Source organism: Streptomyces sp. NPDC002623 (assembly GCF_053592635.1).
This window is the reverse complement of sequence record NZ_JBSFWB010000024.1, coordinates 82,513-96,195: the sequence shown is the minus strand read 5'-3', so window position 1 is coordinate 96,195 and position 13,683 is coordinate 82,513. Positions and strand designations below refer to the sequence as shown.

General features: G+C 73.5%; 12 protein-coding genes. 2 read left to right on the top strand and 10 right to left on the bottom strand.

Annotated elements, in window-relative coordinates; translation table 11 throughout:
* Positions 1–407: 407 nt before the first annotated feature.
* Positions 408–1,370, bottom strand: a complete 963-nt coding sequence (locus ACWD4O_RS34615; RefSeq protein WP_451286046.1) for an enoyl-CoA hydratase/isomerase family protein — start codon at positions 1,368–1,370, stop codon at positions 408–410.
* A 118-nt stretch (positions 1,371–1,488) separates the two neighbouring features.
* On the opposite strand from ACWD4O_RS34615, the gene ACWD4O_RS34610 reads away from it, so the two are divergent.
* Positions 1,489–2,463, top strand: coding sequence for a CoA transferase (locus ACWD4O_RS34610; protein ID WP_451286044.1), 975 nt, complete (start codon positions 1,489–1,491; stop codon positions 2,461–2,463).
* A 25-nt stretch (positions 2,464–2,488) separates the two neighbouring features.
* A complete protein-coding gene (locus ACWD4O_RS34605; protein WP_451286042.1) occupies positions 2,489–3,760 on the top strand; it encodes an amidohydrolase family protein in 1,272 nt (423 codons plus the stop codon).
* Positions 3,761–3,766: 6 nt separating this feature from the next.
* On the opposite strand, the gene ACWD4O_RS34600 is transcribed toward ACWD4O_RS34605, so the two are convergent.
* Genes ACWD4O_RS34600 through ACWD4O_RS34560 form a run of 9 tightly spaced genes read right to left on the bottom strand, consistent with a single transcriptional unit; the run spans position 3,767 to position 13,552 of the window.
* Positions 3,767–4,525 carry an SDR family NAD(P)-dependent oxidoreductase gene (locus tag ACWD4O_RS34600; RefSeq protein WP_451286128.1) on the bottom strand — a complete coding sequence of 253 codons (759 nt, stop codon included), beginning with the start codon at positions 4,523–4,525 and terminating at the stop codon, positions 3,767–3,769.
* A gap of 41 nt (positions 4,526–4,566) precedes the next feature.
* Positions 4,567–5,715 (bottom strand): acyl-CoA dehydrogenase family protein, encoded by a 1,149-nt coding sequence (locus tag ACWD4O_RS34595; protein WP_451286041.1) that lies wholly within the window; start codon positions 5,713–5,715, stop codon positions 4,567–4,569.
* 8 nt (positions 5,716–5,723) lie between these two features.
* A complete protein-coding gene (locus tag ACWD4O_RS34590; RefSeq protein ID WP_451286039.1) occupies positions 5,724–6,860 on the bottom strand; it encodes a thiolase family protein in 1,137 nt (378 codons plus the stop codon).
* Positions 6,860–7,678 carry an enoyl-CoA hydratase/isomerase family protein gene (locus tag ACWD4O_RS34585; protein ID WP_451286037.1) on the bottom strand — a complete coding sequence of 273 codons (819 nt, stop codon included), beginning with the start codon at positions 7,676–7,678 and terminating at the stop codon, positions 6,860–6,862. The genes ACWD4O_RS34590 and ACWD4O_RS34585 overlap by 1 nt, the downstream gene beginning before the upstream one ends.
* Entirely contained in the window at positions 7,675–8,895 is a 1,221-nt protein-coding gene (locus tag ACWD4O_RS34580; RefSeq protein ID WP_451286035.1) for a CaiB/BaiF CoA transferase family protein, read from the bottom strand. The genes ACWD4O_RS34585 and ACWD4O_RS34580 overlap by 4 nt, the downstream gene beginning before the upstream one ends.
* Before the next feature lies 1 nt (position 8,896).
* Positions 8,897–10,564 carry a FadD3 family acyl-CoA ligase gene (locus ACWD4O_RS34575; RefSeq protein WP_451286033.1) on the bottom strand — a complete coding sequence of 556 codons (1,668 nt, stop codon included), beginning with the start codon at positions 10,562–10,564 and terminating at the stop codon, positions 8,897–8,899.
* Positions 10,564–11,742: an acyl-CoA dehydrogenase family protein gene (locus tag ACWD4O_RS34570; protein WP_451286031.1), complete on the bottom strand. Its 1,179-nt coding sequence runs from the start codon at positions 11,740–11,742 to the stop codon at positions 10,564–10,566. Before ACWD4O_RS34570 ends, ACWD4O_RS34575 begins: the two co-directional genes overlap by 1 nt.
* Positions 11,739–12,749 carry an acyl-CoA dehydrogenase family protein gene (locus ACWD4O_RS34565; RefSeq protein ID WP_451286029.1) on the bottom strand — a complete coding sequence of 337 codons (1,011 nt, stop codon included), beginning with the start codon at positions 12,747–12,749 and terminating at the stop codon, positions 11,739–11,741. The genes ACWD4O_RS34570 and ACWD4O_RS34565 overlap by 4 nt, the downstream gene beginning before the upstream one ends.
* Positions 12,750–12,751: 2 nt before the next feature.
* Complete coding sequence (locus ACWD4O_RS34560; RefSeq protein ID WP_451286027.1) at positions 12,752–13,552, bottom strand: enoyl-CoA hydratase/isomerase family protein; 801 nt, start codon at positions 13,550–13,552, stop codon at positions 12,752–12,754.
* Positions 13,553–13,683 lie beyond the last annotated feature (131 nt).

The window sequence follows — 13,683 nt, the reverse complement described above, 5'->3', positions numbered from 1 at the left end:
GATCGGCCGGTATCCAGCCGCAATGATTCGGTCAGTCGCGGGCGGAGGGCCAGGGCGTAGGAAATCGGATGAATTCCTTTCGCGAGCGGTCTCGTTCACTCTCCACTCACATTGTGGAAACGTGAACGACCGCAGGAAATGCGTTCCTTTAAACCGCATGTCCGACTCGGAACCCACATTCCCGGCATCGCGCGGGCCACGAGGAAAATTCTGTGTGTCCACCGCGGAGTGACCGGGAAAGGCTTATCGACATGGCAACCCTCGTGGCTTCCGGCCGTCCCGTGAGACAGGTCTTGACGCGGGCCGGGCTGCCGCCAAGACTGGAATGACCATGTAGTCAAGCCGGTCCTCGGGAGGTCGTCGACCGGTTTGGCTACGTGGTCATGTCGACGGGTTCGGCTACGTGGTCATTCCGTGGCTTCGACCTCGTCCACCAACCCCCAGCCGACCGCCTCCCACGCGGTGAGCGGGAGCCCGGACAGCGCCAGCCAGGCGGTGCGTTCGCGGCCGATGCGCGGCGGAAGGCTCGCCGTGCCGCCCGCGCCCGGGATCAGTCCCATCCCGATCTCGGGCAGCCGGAGCGTCGTGTCCGGTGTGGCCGAAACCCGCCCCGCGAACGCCGCCAGCTCGATGCCCGCACCCACACAGGCCCCGTGCAGACGAGCGGTCACCTTCGCCGCGCACCGCTGGAGCAGCGCGGCCGGACTGCGCGCCACGCGCACCCGATGCGCCTCGGCGGGATCCCGGGACATGCCGAACTCGGCCAGATCGCCCCCGCTGCAGAACACCGGCCCCGCGCCGCGCAGGTCGACGCGGGCGATGGAGGGATCGGCCACGGCGACCTCCAGCGCCTCGTAGAGCGCGTCGCGGGTGGCGGCGTCGAACGCGTTGCGCACCCGGGGCCGGTTCAGGGTGACGGTCAGCAACTCGCCGTCCCGGCACAGCAGCACCGGCTCGGCGACCGGGCGCGGGACGCGCGGCCGGGCGTCGGCCAGCCAGGCGCGAAAGCCGCTGCCGCCCTGGAGCGCCGAGTAGGCGAGGGACTCGACGACCAGCCGCTCCGCCGGGCCGAGAGCCGCCCCCATGCGCAGGACCTGCACCAGCGCGACGGCGGCGGCCGGCTGCCGGGCGACGGTCTCGCGCAGGTCGCGGGCGGCGGCGTACGGATCCGTGCACCCCACCCAGGGCCGCGGCGGATCCGGGACGCCGGTGAGGAGAACGTCGAACTGCCCGGAGACGGGCCGCGGTTCGGCCGCCGCCCCCACCAGGACGCGGTCCGCCGACGGGGGCGGCTCCGGCTCTGCGGTGCGGTCGAGGTCGACCAGCAGGAACGGCGGCTCCATGACCACCGGAGTGTAATCTTGGCTCACCTGCGAAGAGAAGGGTGTTCACTTCATGAAGAACGCCGCTCTCGAAGATCGTCGGACGCGTGAAGATCGCCGTTCGCCCGAAGGCCGTCGGACGTGCGAAGACCGTTGGACGCAGACCGTGGCGTCCCGCCTCGGCCCGCTCGCGGCCGCCGTGGGCGACTTCACCGCCCTCACCGGCGTCCCCGTCGACCTGCCCACCGCCCTGTTCCTGCGGGCCCGGCTGGCCGGGCTCGGACCGCCGGGACGCACCTCCGCGGGCGGTTCCTGCCGGCTGCTCGCCACCGCCGACGGCTGGGCCGCCGTCAGCCTGGCCCGCCCCGACGACACGGCCGCCCTGCCCGCCCTGCTCGCCCTCCTCGGGGCCGAGGGCACCGACCTGACCGCGGCGGCGGAGCGGGTCGAGGCGCGGCAACTCGCCGAACAAGCCCAGCTGTTGGGCATCCCCGCCGCGGCCCTCGGCTCGGCCGGGGCCGACCGGGCTCCGGCACGCGCCGAGCGCCACGGCGAGCGACTCGTGCGCCCGCTGCCCGGCCAACGCGTCGTCGACCTCTCCGCACTGTGGGCGGGACCGCTGTGCGCCCGTCTGCTGGGCCTGGCCGGCGCCCGCGTGGTCAAGGCGGAGAGCGCCACCCGGCCCGACGGAGCCCGCCGCGGACACCCCGACTTCTACCGGTGGCTGCACGACGGGCACGAGAGTCGCGTTCTCGACTTCGCCACCGGATCGCTCGCCGCCCTCGTCGACGAGGCGGACATCGTCATCGAGGCCTCCCGGCCGAGGGCGCTGCGCCGCCTCGGCATCCGCGCCGAGGACTTCCTCGCCGCCCGTCCCGGACGCGTCTGGGTGAGCATCACCGGGTACGGCCGCGACGACGACCGGATCGCCTTCGGCGACGACGCGGCCGTGGCCGCCGGACTGACCGGCCGCGACCGGCACGGCGACCCGGTGTTCCTCGGCGACGCCCTCGCCGACCCCGTCACCGGCCTGTTCGCCGCCCACGCGGCCGCCCGCTCGCAGGCCGCCGGAGGCGGAGAACTCCTGTGCGTGTCCATGACCGCCTGCGCGGCGGCGCTCGCCGGGGCGGGCTCGGGGTGAGGTCCGGGCCGGCCCGGGTGCGGTCGTGCTGATCCGGGACGTGGAAGTGGCGGGGCGCGGCCGCGTCGATGTCCGTGTCGAGGGCGGCCGGATCGTGGAGATCGGGCGCGGGCTGGCCGGGCCGGCCGACGTGGACGGGCGGGGCGGCGCACTGCTGCCGGGCCTGCACGACCATCACGTGCATCTGGCCGCCCTCGCGGCGGAGGCGGCCTCGGTGCGGGTAGGCCCCGCCGATGTGCACGGCCGCGCCGGGTTCGCGGCCGCTCTGCGCGGCGGGGCCCCGGGGGAGTGGGTCCGGGCCGTCGGCTACCACGAGAGCGTCGCCGGGGAGCTCGACCGGTGGGCGCTGGACGCCGTGGCCCCCGACCGGCCGGTGCGCGTCCAGCACCGCAGCGGCGCGATGTGGTTCCTGAACAGCGCCGCCCTGCACGCGACGGGCCTCGACGGGGATCGGTACTCGGACGGGCCTCACCGCGGGCGTTTCTGGCGGGCGGACGAACGGTTGCGGCACCTCGTCCCGCCCACACCGCTCGACCTCGAAGGGGTCGGCCGGCGCGCGGCCCGCCTCGGCGTCACCGGATTCACCAACGCCGACCCGCACCCCGGGCCCGGCCTCGCCCAGACCCTGTCGGTGCTGCCCCAGCGGCTGCTCGTGATGGGCGTCGACCCGCCGACGAAGCTCGTGCTCGACGACCCCACCCTCCCCACCCCGGCCGAACTCGCTGCCACCGTCGCGCAGTTGCGCCCCCGACCGGTCGCCGTGCACTGCGTGACCCGGGTGCAGCTGCTCGTGACGCTGCTCGCGCTGGACGAGGCCGGCCCGGTCGCCGGCGACCGGATCGAGCACGCGGCGGTCGTCCCGGCGGAGACGGTCGACTGGATCCGGCGGCTCGGCGTGACGGTGGTGACCCAGCCGCACTTCCCCGTGGAACGCGCCCACGCCTACGCCACCGACGTGCACCCGGACGACCGACCGCACCTCTACCGCTGCCGCAGCCTGGTCGAGGCCGGCGTCCCGGTCGCCGCGGGCACGGACGCGCCGTACGGCGCCCACGACCCGTGGGCGGTGATGCGGGCCGCGGTGCAGCGCGCCGACGGGGAGGCCGTCCCGCCCGGGACCGCGCTGCGGATGTTCCTCGGCCGTCCCGAACAGCCGTCGGTCATAAGGACGTTGGAGCCCGGTGCCGTCGCCGACCTGTGCCTGCTCCACACGCCGCTGCGCGAGGCGCTCGACGTGCTGTCCGCCGACGTCGTACGGGCCGCCTGTGTCGGCGGCCGGGAGCTTCACCGGCACTGACCGCTGTCACACGCTGTAGCCGCCGTCCACCCCCAGCGCCTGCCCCGTGATGAACCCGGCCCGGTCCGAGGCGAGGAAGGAAACCGCCTCCGCGATGTCCTTCGCCGCCCCGAACCGGCGCAGCGGGATGTTGCGCCGGGTGACGGCGAGGGCGTCGTCGTCCAGTTCGCCCGACTCGATCAGCCGGCCCGCGATGCCGTCGGTGAGCATGCCGGGCGCGACGCAGTTGACGCGGACCCCGTAGCGCCCTTCCTCCGCGGCCAACGCGCGGGCGACCGCCTCGACCGCTCCCTTCGCCCCCGAGGACAGTCCGTCGCGCACCGGGAAACGGCGGGTGGCGACGGTGGTCACCGCGACGACGCTGCCCCGGCTCTCGCGCAGGACCGGCAGCGCGGGGTGCACGAGGTTGAAGAACCCCACCGCGTCCGCCTCGAGTTGGGCCCGGTACTCGCCCGGCGACACCCGGCTCAGATGCCGCATCGGCACATGGGGACCGGCCGCGTACACGAGCGTGTGGATGCCGCCGTACGCCTCGGCGGTCCCGGTGACCGCCCGGGCCGTCGCCGTCTCGTCGGTGAGGTCGAGCCGCAGCGCCGCGACGGCCTTCACCTCCTCCAGCAGAGCCTGCGCGGCCCGCCGGTCGGCCCGGTAGGAGAACGCCACCGCGCTGCCGCGCGCGGCCAGCGTCCGTACGACCGCCGAGCCGATCCCGCCGGTGCCGCCCGCGACGAACGCGACCCCCGGCCGGCCGGAGAAGTCCTCCATGCCCTCCACGCCCTCCATGTCCTCCATGCCCTCCATGGGCCTCACAATCCGAGCGACTTGGCGATGATGACCTTCATGACCTCGCTCGTCCCGGCGTAGATACGGGTGATGCGGGCGTCCGCGTACAGCCGGGCGATCGGGTACTCCAGCATGTAGCCGTAACCGCCGAAGAGTTGAAGACACCGGTCGACGGCCCGGGCCTGGACCTCGGTGCAGAACAGCTTCACCCGCGCCGCGTCGGAACCGGAGAGCCGCCCCTCCACCAGCTCCAGGACCGCCCGGTCGAGCATCGTCTGCGCCGCCTCCAACTCGGCGGACACCGCGGCCAGTTCGAACTTGGTGTTCTGGAAGGAGGCGACCGTCCGGTCGAACGCCTTGCGCTCCTTGACATAGGCGATCGTGGTGTCGAGCGCCGCCCGGGTCTGGGCCACCGACCCGACCGCGACCGTCATCCGCTCCTGCGGAAGGTTGCGGCCGAGGTAGGAGAAGGCGGCGCCCTCCTCGCCGAGCCGGTTGGCCACCGGCACCCGCACCCCGTCGAAGGCCAGCTCGACCGTGTCCTGCACCTTGATGCCCAGCTTGTCCAGCACACGTCCGCGGGTGAACCCCGGCATCCCGTCCTCGACCACGAGCAGCGTCAGACCCGCCCGCCGGTCCTCGGGGTCGGACGACGTACGCGCCACCACGATCACCAGATCGGCCAGCAGCCCCCCGGTGATGAAGGTCTTCGCCCCGTCGAGCACATACGCGTCGCCGTCCCGCACGGCGGTCGTACGGATCCCGGCGAGATCGGAGCCGGTGCCCGGCTCGGTCATCGCGACGGCGGTGAGCAGCTTTCCGGCGGCCAGCCCCGGCAACCACCGCTCCCGCTGTCCGGCGTCGGCGTAGGAGAGGAAGTAGGGGAGCACCACGTCGAGTTGGGTGCGTACCGTGCCCAGGGTGACCAGCGCCCGGTAGGCCTCCTCCTGGAGCACCACGTTGTACCGGTAGTCGGGCAGGCCCGAGCCGCCGTACTCCGCGGGGACAGCGGTCCCCAACACGCCCAGGGAGCCCAGCTGTTCGAAGAACGAGCGGGGCACCCGGCCGGCCTTCTCCCAGTCGGAGTAGTGCGGCACCACCTCCTTCGCCACGACGTCCCGGACCAGGGCCCGGAACGCCTCGTGGTCGGCCGTGAACAGATCCCGGCGCACAACGCCTCCTATCGGTCGGCCAGTTCGACGAGCGTGGCGTTCGCGGTGCCGCCGCCCTCGCACATGGTCTGCAGGCCGTAGCGGATCCCATGCGCGCGCATGTGATGGATCATGCGGGTCATCAGGACGGCCCCCGAGGCGCCCAGCGGATGCCCGAGGGCGATGGCCCCGCCGAGCGGGTTGAGCCGCTGCGGGTCGGCGCCGGTCTCCGCCAGCCAGGCCAGCGGCACCGGCGCGAAGGCCTCGTTCACCTCGAACACCCCGACCTCCGACAGCCCCACGCCGGCCTTCCGCAGCACCTTCTCGGTCGCCGGGATCGGGCCCGTGAGCATCAGCACCGGATCCGAGCCGACCACCGCCCCCGCCCGGTACCGCACGAGCGCCGGCAGCCCCGACCGCCGTGCTCGCTCCGGGGTGGTGACGAGCAGGGCGGCGGCCCCGTCGGAGATCTGGGAGGCGTTGCCGGCATGGATCACCCCGTCCTCCGCGAAGGCGGGCTTGAGGCGGGCCAGCGTCTCGACGCCGGTGCCCCGCCGGATCCCCTCGTCCGCCACGACCCCCGCCACCGGCACGATCTCCGCCTCGAAGGCCCCCGCGTCCTGCGCGGCCGCCGCCCGCTCGTGGGAGAGCGCCGCGAACGCGTCGAGCCGGGTCCGCGTGAACCCCCACTTCCGCGCGATCGACTCCGCGGAGATTCCCTGGTCGAAGGCGAAGTCCTGGTACCGGGCGAGGACCCCCGGCCCGTACGGCATCCCGCCCGCCTTGGCGGCGCCCAGCGGCACCCGGCTCATGACCTCCACCCCGCCCGCCACGACGAGGTCGTGCCGCCCGGACAGCACCGACTGCACGGCGAACTCCAGCGCCTGCTGACTCGACCCGCAGGCCCGGTTGACGGTCGTCCCCGGCACGCTCTCCGGCCAGCCCGCCGCGAGCACCGCGTACCGGCCGATGTTGCTCGACTGGTCGCCCACCTGGGAGACGCACCCCCAGATCACGTCGTCGACGGCGGCGGGGTCGAGCCCCGTCCGCTCGGCCAGCGCGATGAGCACGGCGGCGGACAGGTCGGCCGGGTGCACCTCCGCGAGCCCGCCGCCGCGTCTGCCGACGGGCGTGCGCACCGCCGCCACGATCACCGCTTCCCGCATCACGTGCCCTCCGATCGTCCGGCTCCGGTGGTGGAGCGGGGTACCGCCCAGCGGCCCGTGAAACCGGGCGGGCGTTTCTCCGCGAACGCGCTGAACGCCTCCGAGGCGTCGGTGGAGGCGAAGTTGACCGCCTGCGCCCGGGCCTCGCTCGCGAGTGCCTCCCGCAGGGTGCGGTCGACGCCCTCGTTGAGCAGCGCCTTGGTCTGCGCGAGCGCGACCGGCGGCCCGGCGGCCAGCCGCGCGGTGAGGTCGTCGACGAAGGCGTCCACCTCGTCCCCGTCCACCACCCAGGTGACCAGGCCCAGCCGGTGGGCCTCCGCGGCGTCGACCGTCTCCGCGAGCAGCGCCAGCCGCTTGGCCTGCTGGAGGCCGACGAGCTTCGGCAGCAGCCAGGAGCCCCCGAGGTCCGGGGACAGCCCGCGGCGCGCGAAGATCTGCGAGAACGTCGACCCGGGCGTCGCGACGACCAGATCGCAGCCGAGCGCCAGATTCCAGCCGGCGCCGACCGCCACCCCGGTCACCTTGGCCACCGTCGGCACGGGCAGCTCGTGCAGCAGCAGCGCCACCTCGGTCAACGGCCGTATCCGGTACAGGGGATGGGCCGCCTGGCCGGCCCCGCTCCGGATGTCCGCGCCGGAGCAGAACGCGCCGCCCGCCCCCGTGAGGACCACGGCCCGGACGCTCCGGTCGTCCCCCGCCTCCACCAGGGCCGCCCGCAGCGCCTCCCACAGCTCGGCGTCGAGGGCGTTCCTGCGGTGCGGGCGGTTGAGGGTGAGGGTGCGCACCCCGTCGTCGTCCCGTGTCAGCAGCACCGTCACCGCACCGCCCCCTGCCTGCGCAGTGCGTCGATCTCCCCTGTGGACAGGCCGAGTTCGGCGAGTACCGCGTCCGTGTGCTGCCCCAGCGCGGGCACCGCGCCCATCGGCGGGTCGTAGCCGTCGATCACCGGAGGCGGCAGCAGCGCCGGGACCGGCCCGGACGGCGTGTCGATCTCCCGCCAGCGGTCGCGCGCGGCCAGCTGCGGATGGACGAGGACCTCGCGCGGCGTGTTGTAGCGGGCGTTGCCGATGCCGGCCAGGTCCGCGCGGTCCTGGACCTCCGCCAGACCGTGCCGTGCGCACCACGCGCCGATCTCGGCGTCCAGCACCTCCCGGTGCTCGACCCGCCCGGCGTTCGACCGGAACCGTTCGTCGTCCGCGAGGTCGGGCCGCCCGAGCAGGTCACGGGCGAGGCGGTCCCACTCCCGGTCGTTCGTGGTGCCCAGCACGACCGTCTGCCCGTCGGCCGTCGCATACGCCCCGTACGGCGACACCGCGGGCGAACTCATGCCCAGCGGCTGCTGCTCGACGCCCGAGTGCCGGGTGTAGGTCAGCGGGTAGCCCATCAGCTCGGTCATGGTGTCGAACAGGCTCACCGCCACCGACGTGGGGACGTGCTGCCCGCGCCCCTTGCCGTGCATCAGCGCCATGACCGACAGGGCCCCGTACAGCCCGCTGCACACATCGGCCACCGGCGGCCCCGGCTTGGCCGGCTGACCGGGCCGGCCCGTCACCGCGCACACCCCCGACTCGGCCTGGGCCAGCAGGTCGTAGGCCCGCTTGTGGGAGAGCGGGCCGCCGGGACCGTATCCGTCGATCTCGACGGCGAGCAGGCCGGGGTGGCTCACCGCCAGGTCGGCCGGACAGACGCCGAGTTTGGCGGTCGTGCCGGGGGAGAGGTTGGAGACGAGCACATCGGCGCGGTCCAGGAGCCGCAGCAGGATGTCCATCCCCGCCTGCGACTTGAGGTCCAGGGCGACCGACTCCTTGCCCCGGTTCAGCCATACGAAGTGTGCGCCGAGACCGCCCACGACGTCGTCGTAGTCCCGGGCGAAGTCACCGCCGCGCGGGTTCTCCACCTTGACGACCCGGGCCCCGAAGTCCCCCAGCGTGCGGGTGCACATGGGCGCCGACACGGCCTGTTCGAGCGCCACGACCGTGATCCCCGCGAGGGGCCCGTCCGACCCGTGCGGCCCGTGCGGCCCGTCCGCCCCCATGTCAGCGGCTCCCGAACTGGGCGCGCAGCTCGTGCTTGAGCACCTTCTGGCTCGCGTTGCGCGGCAGCCGGTCGGTGAACCGCACATGGCGCGGGACCTTGAAGTTGGCCATGTGCTCCCGGGCCCAGGCGATCACCGCGGCCTCGGTGATCTCGGCGCCCGGATGCGGGACGACGAAGGCGCAGCCCACCTCCCCGAGCCGTTCGTCGGGCACGCCGATGACCGCGACCTGCGCTATCGGCGCACAGCCGAGCAGCAGCTTCTCGATCTCGGCCGGATAGGCGTTGAACCCTCCGACGATGTACAGCTCTTTCTTGCGGTCGACGATCGCCAGGTTGCCGGCCTCGTCGACATGCCCGACGTCGCCGGTGTGCAGCCAGCCCTCGGCGTCGATCGCCTCGGCCGTGGCCTCGGGATCGTCCCAGTAACCGCTTGTGACGTTGTAGCCGCGGACCAGGATCTCCCCGACGCCCTCCGCCCCGCCCTCCGCCCCGCCTTCCGCTCCGCCCTCCGCCCCGCGTCTCGCTCCGTCTTCGGCGATGCGGATCTCCACGTCGGGGATGGGTCGGCCGGTGGTGCGGGCGACCGTCTCCTCGGTGTCGTCGAGGCGGGTGCTGGTGACGAGGGCCGTCGACTCGGTGAGCCCGTACGCGCTCAGGACGATGTCGAAGGACAGCTCCTTCTTCATCGCGCGGATCAGGGACTCCGGGATCGTGGTGCCGCCGGTCATGGAGACGCGCAGGGAGCTCAGGTCGCGGGTGGGGCGCTCCGGGTGGTGGAGCAGGTCGTGGAAGACGGTGGGCGGGCCGAGGAGGATGCTGACCCGCTCCCGCTCGATGATCTCCAGTGCGCGCCCCGCGTCGAATACCGGCATGGGGACGACCGTCACGCCGTGCATGAAGGACGCCAGCCAGCCCGCCTTGTAGCCGAAGCAGTGGAAGAACGGCGGGACGACCAGGAAGGTGTCCGAGGCGCGGAAGCCGTACTCCTCGGACATCCAGCCGTAGGCGCGCAGCGACTGGCCGTGGGTGAGGATCACGCCCTTGGGGTGGCCGGTGGTGCCGGAGGTGAACATCACGTCGCAGACGTCGTCCGGGGTGAGTCGGTCGATGGCCGCATGTGCGGCAGCCTCGTCGAACTGGCCGCCCAGGTCCAGGAATTCGCTCCAGCTCAGGTCGGCCGATCCGCGCGGACCGAGGAGCGAGACGGTGCGGTCCAGCGCGGGCAGCCCGGGGTCGGCGGCCTTCAGGTCGGCGAGGTGGTCGACGCCCAGGAAGGACGCGGCCGCGAACAGGGCCTTCGCCCCGGACTTGCGCAGGATGTAGGAGATCTCCCCTGCTTTGAAGCGGGTGTTGAGCGGGACGACGACTCCTCCCGCGCCCTGGATGCCGAGCGCGGCGACGATCCACTCCGCCGAGTTCGGCGCACACAGCCCGACCCGGTCGCCCGGCCCGATCCCGAGGGCGACGGCGGACCGCACGGAGCGGAGCATCAGCTCCTCCAACTCAGCGAAACTCAGGCGGAGTTCGGCACGGCCTTCGTGGCGGTCCTCGTGGCGGTCCTCGTGCAGGTCTTCGTCACGGTGGACGAGAGCCGACGCGTCCCCGAACCGGCGGGCGGCGATCCGGATGACGTTCGGGATGCTCTGGAACTCCTGGTCGTGGGGCATCAGTCGGCTCCGTTCGGCAGGCGCAGCAGGCGCGCCGCGATGATGTTCCGCTGGATCTGCGAGGTGCCGCCGTAGACGGAGGCGGCCCGTGCGTAGAGGTACTCGGCGAAGACGTCCCCGCCCGGTCCGTGCAGCTCCTCGGGGTAGACCTTCAACGCCGTCTCGTACAGCCGCTGTTCGGCCCGTGTCATCAGCAGCTTGTCGACGGACGACTCCGGTCCTGCGGCCTGCCCGGCGAGCCGCTCGGCGGTGCGGCGGCGGGCGTGCGCCACGAGGACCTCGTAGTCGACGAAACACCGCCCGATCTCCGACAGCAGCCCGTCCGGCAGCTCCCCGCGGCGCTCGCTCGCGGTCCGCCGCAACCGCTCCACCAGCAGCCCGTACTTGGACAGATGCCCGGTGTCCAGCGCGTTGCGCTCGTACGACACCGTCGTCATCGCCAGCGCCCAGCCGTCCCCCTCGGCCCCGATCCGCTCCGACTCCGCCAGCCGTACGTCGTCCAGGAACAGCTCGCAGAACTCGTCGTCGCCGCCGGCCGCCCGCAGCGGGCGCACGGTCACGCCGGGTCGGTCGAGGGGGAGGGCGAACGCGGTGATCGACTTGTGCCGGGGGGCCGTGCGGTCGGTGCGGGCCAGGAGCAGGCAGTAGGTCGAGTACTGGGCGTAGCTGGTCCAGAGCTTCTGGCCGCGCACGGTGTAGTGCCCACCGCTGCCGCTGCCGCTGCCGTCGTCGCCGCGCTCGGCGTACGCGGCGTACGTGGTCATGCCGGCGAGGTCGGAGCCGGCGCCGGGCTCGCTGAAGCCCTGGCACCACACGTCGTCGCCGGCCAGCATCCGTGGGAGCAGTCGCCGGCGCTGGTCCGGCGAGGCGAACTCCAGCAGCGCGTGGGCGAGATAGCCGATCCGGGGGACGCCGGGTGCGCCGCGCGCCCCCAACTCGTCGCTCACCGCCACCTGGTGAAGCGGCGTCAGTCCGCGTCCGCCGTACTCCTCGGGCACGTCGAGGCCCACCCAGCCGCCGGAGTGCAGCAGTCGGTGCCAGCGGTGCAGGAAGACGGGGACCGGCTCGTCCGGGAGGCGTTCGGGCAGCGGATGCTCGGCCAGCCAGGCGCGGAAGTCCCGGCGCAGCCGCTCCAGGTCGTCAGGGTCCCCGAAGTCGAGGGGGGTGTCGACGGTCATCGTGCGGCCTCCGGTTCCACGAGGGCGGCCTCCGGCTCGGCCGGCGCGGCCTCCGGCTCCGCCAGGACCGGCAGCAGGTCGGACGTGGTCGCCAGCACGGTCGCGCCCAGCAGGACCTTGCGGAGGTACAGATGGGCCACGTGCTCCCAGGTCTGCGCGATCCCGCCGAACACCTGCATGCCCGCGTAGACCGCCTCCACCGCCGAGACGTCGACCTCGGCCTTGGCGACCCGGGCCGCGGTGAGTGCCCGGCCGGGCGGCTCGTGGTCCAGGGACCAGGCGGCATACCGCGTGGCGCTCGTGCAGGCCTCCACGAGGGTGGTCGCGTCGGCGAGCAGATGCTGTACCGCCTGGAAGGAGCCGATCGGCCGCCCGTACTGGCGGCGCTCGCGGGCGTGGTCGACGCTCAGCTCGAAGAACGCCCGCGCCGCGCCGACGAGTTCACTCGCCACGATCACCAGGGCGTACGCCTGCCACCGCTGGTGGGCCGACGGGCTCAGCCGGCCGACGACGGGGCCGGGGTAGGCCGTCCGCACGCTGCGCAGTAGGTCGGCGGTCGGGGCGGGAGGCCCCGACTCGGCCCGGGTCACCGTGCCTTCGGCGTCCACGCACAGGGCGCCGTCCGCGCCCTCGCAGTCCCAGGCGACGAGCCGGGAGGGCGCGGGCCCGGGGAAGCGGAGATCGGGGGCGAGGGCGATGGTGCGGACCGCGCCCGTGGTGGCGGAGCCGTCGCCGAGGAGGCGGGTCACCTCCGGCGCCAGCAGCACCGTCCCGAGCAGGGACGTGGTCAGCGGCTGTCGGCCGTGCTCCTCGGCGAGCAGCGCGCACTCCTGGACGGTGGCGACCGGCAGCGCCGTGGCGCGCAGTCCGGCGAGGCCCAACTTGTCGAGCGCCTGCTGCGCGGCCGCCCTGGCGGTGGGGTTCACCTCGTCGGCCGAACCCGTCCGGTACCGGGTCGCGAAGGACCGCAGCAGGTCGCGGACCAGCAGGAACTCCTCGGACTCCACGGTCAGGCCCCCTCGCCCGCCGACGCCCGGCGGTCGGCCCGGGAGGCGAGTTCCTCGACGATGCGGATGTGGTCCGGGCTTGTCATCGTGGCCCGCTCCGCCAGCAGCGCGGCCTCCATGCCGCCGCGCGAGACCTGCTCGACGACCGCGGCCAGTGCCGCCTTCGTCGCGCGCAGGGCCTCGGCGGGCTGGGCGGCGAGCCGGTGGGCGAGGGCGAGCGCCTCGGCCGACAGACGATCGCTCGCCACCACCCGGTTGGCCAGGCCCAGTTCGACCGCCGTCGCGGCCGGGATGCGGTCCCCGGTGAAGAGGTACTCCTTCACCCGGAGCAGGCTGGTCAGCAGCGGCCACAGGGTCACCCCGCCGTCGCCCGCGACCAGGCCGACCGAGACATGCGGGTCGGCCAGATAGGCGTCCTCGGCCATCAGCACGAGGTCGCAGCCCAGCGCCAGGGAGCAACCCAGGCCCACCGCAGGGCCGTTGACCGCCGCGACGACGGGCAGCGGGAAGCGGATCAGGTCGGTCTGGATCGTCCGGTCCAGCCGGATCGACCGCTCCCGGAGCTCCGGATCGGTGTGGTGGCGGCGCAGATGCTCGAAGTCGCCGCCGGCGCTGAACGCCCGGCCCGCGCCCGTGAGGACGACGGCCCGCGCGTCGGTGTCGTCCGCGAGCTCGCGCCACACCTCGGACAGCCTGCGATGCAGTTCTTCGTTCACGCCGTTCAGCCGGTCGGGGCGGTTCAGCGTGACGATACGGACGTCGCCGTCCGCGACCACGGTCAGTACGGGACTCACCTTGCTCATACCCGGATGGTATTAAAGGTCAGACCGAAACTGTCAATGGGGTTGCGCTTATTAGAGAATCGCATTCTCACTTCGAGGGGGCTTCGAGGGGGGCTTCGAGGGGGGCTTCGAGGCGGGCTTGGAGGAGAGCT

Coding starts and splice junctions, on each gene's coding strand:
- ACWD4O_RS34600 (WP_451286128.1), bottom strand. CDS start 4,525: ATGGAGGACTTCTCCGGCCGGCCGGGGGTCGCGTTCGTCGCGGGCGGC.
- ACWD4O_RS34590 (WP_451286039.1), bottom strand. CDS start 6,860: ATGCGGGAAGCGGTGATCGTGGCGGCGGTGCGCACGCCCGTCGGCAGA.
- ACWD4O_RS34580 (WP_451286035.1), bottom strand. CDS start 8,895: ATGGGGGCGGACGGGCCGCACGGGCCGCACGGGTCGGACGGGCCCCTC.
- ACWD4O_RS34575 (WP_451286033.1), bottom strand. CDS start 10,564: ATGCCCCACGACCAGGAGTTCCAGAGCATCCCGAACGTCATCCGGATC.
- ACWD4O_RS34570 (WP_451286031.1), bottom strand. CDS start 11,742: ATGACCGTCGACACCCCCCTCGACTTCGGGGACCCTGACGACCTGGAG.
- ACWD4O_RS34560 (WP_451286027.1), bottom strand. CDS start 13,552: ATGAGCAAGGTGAGTCCCGTACTGACCGTGGTCGCGGACGGCGACGTC.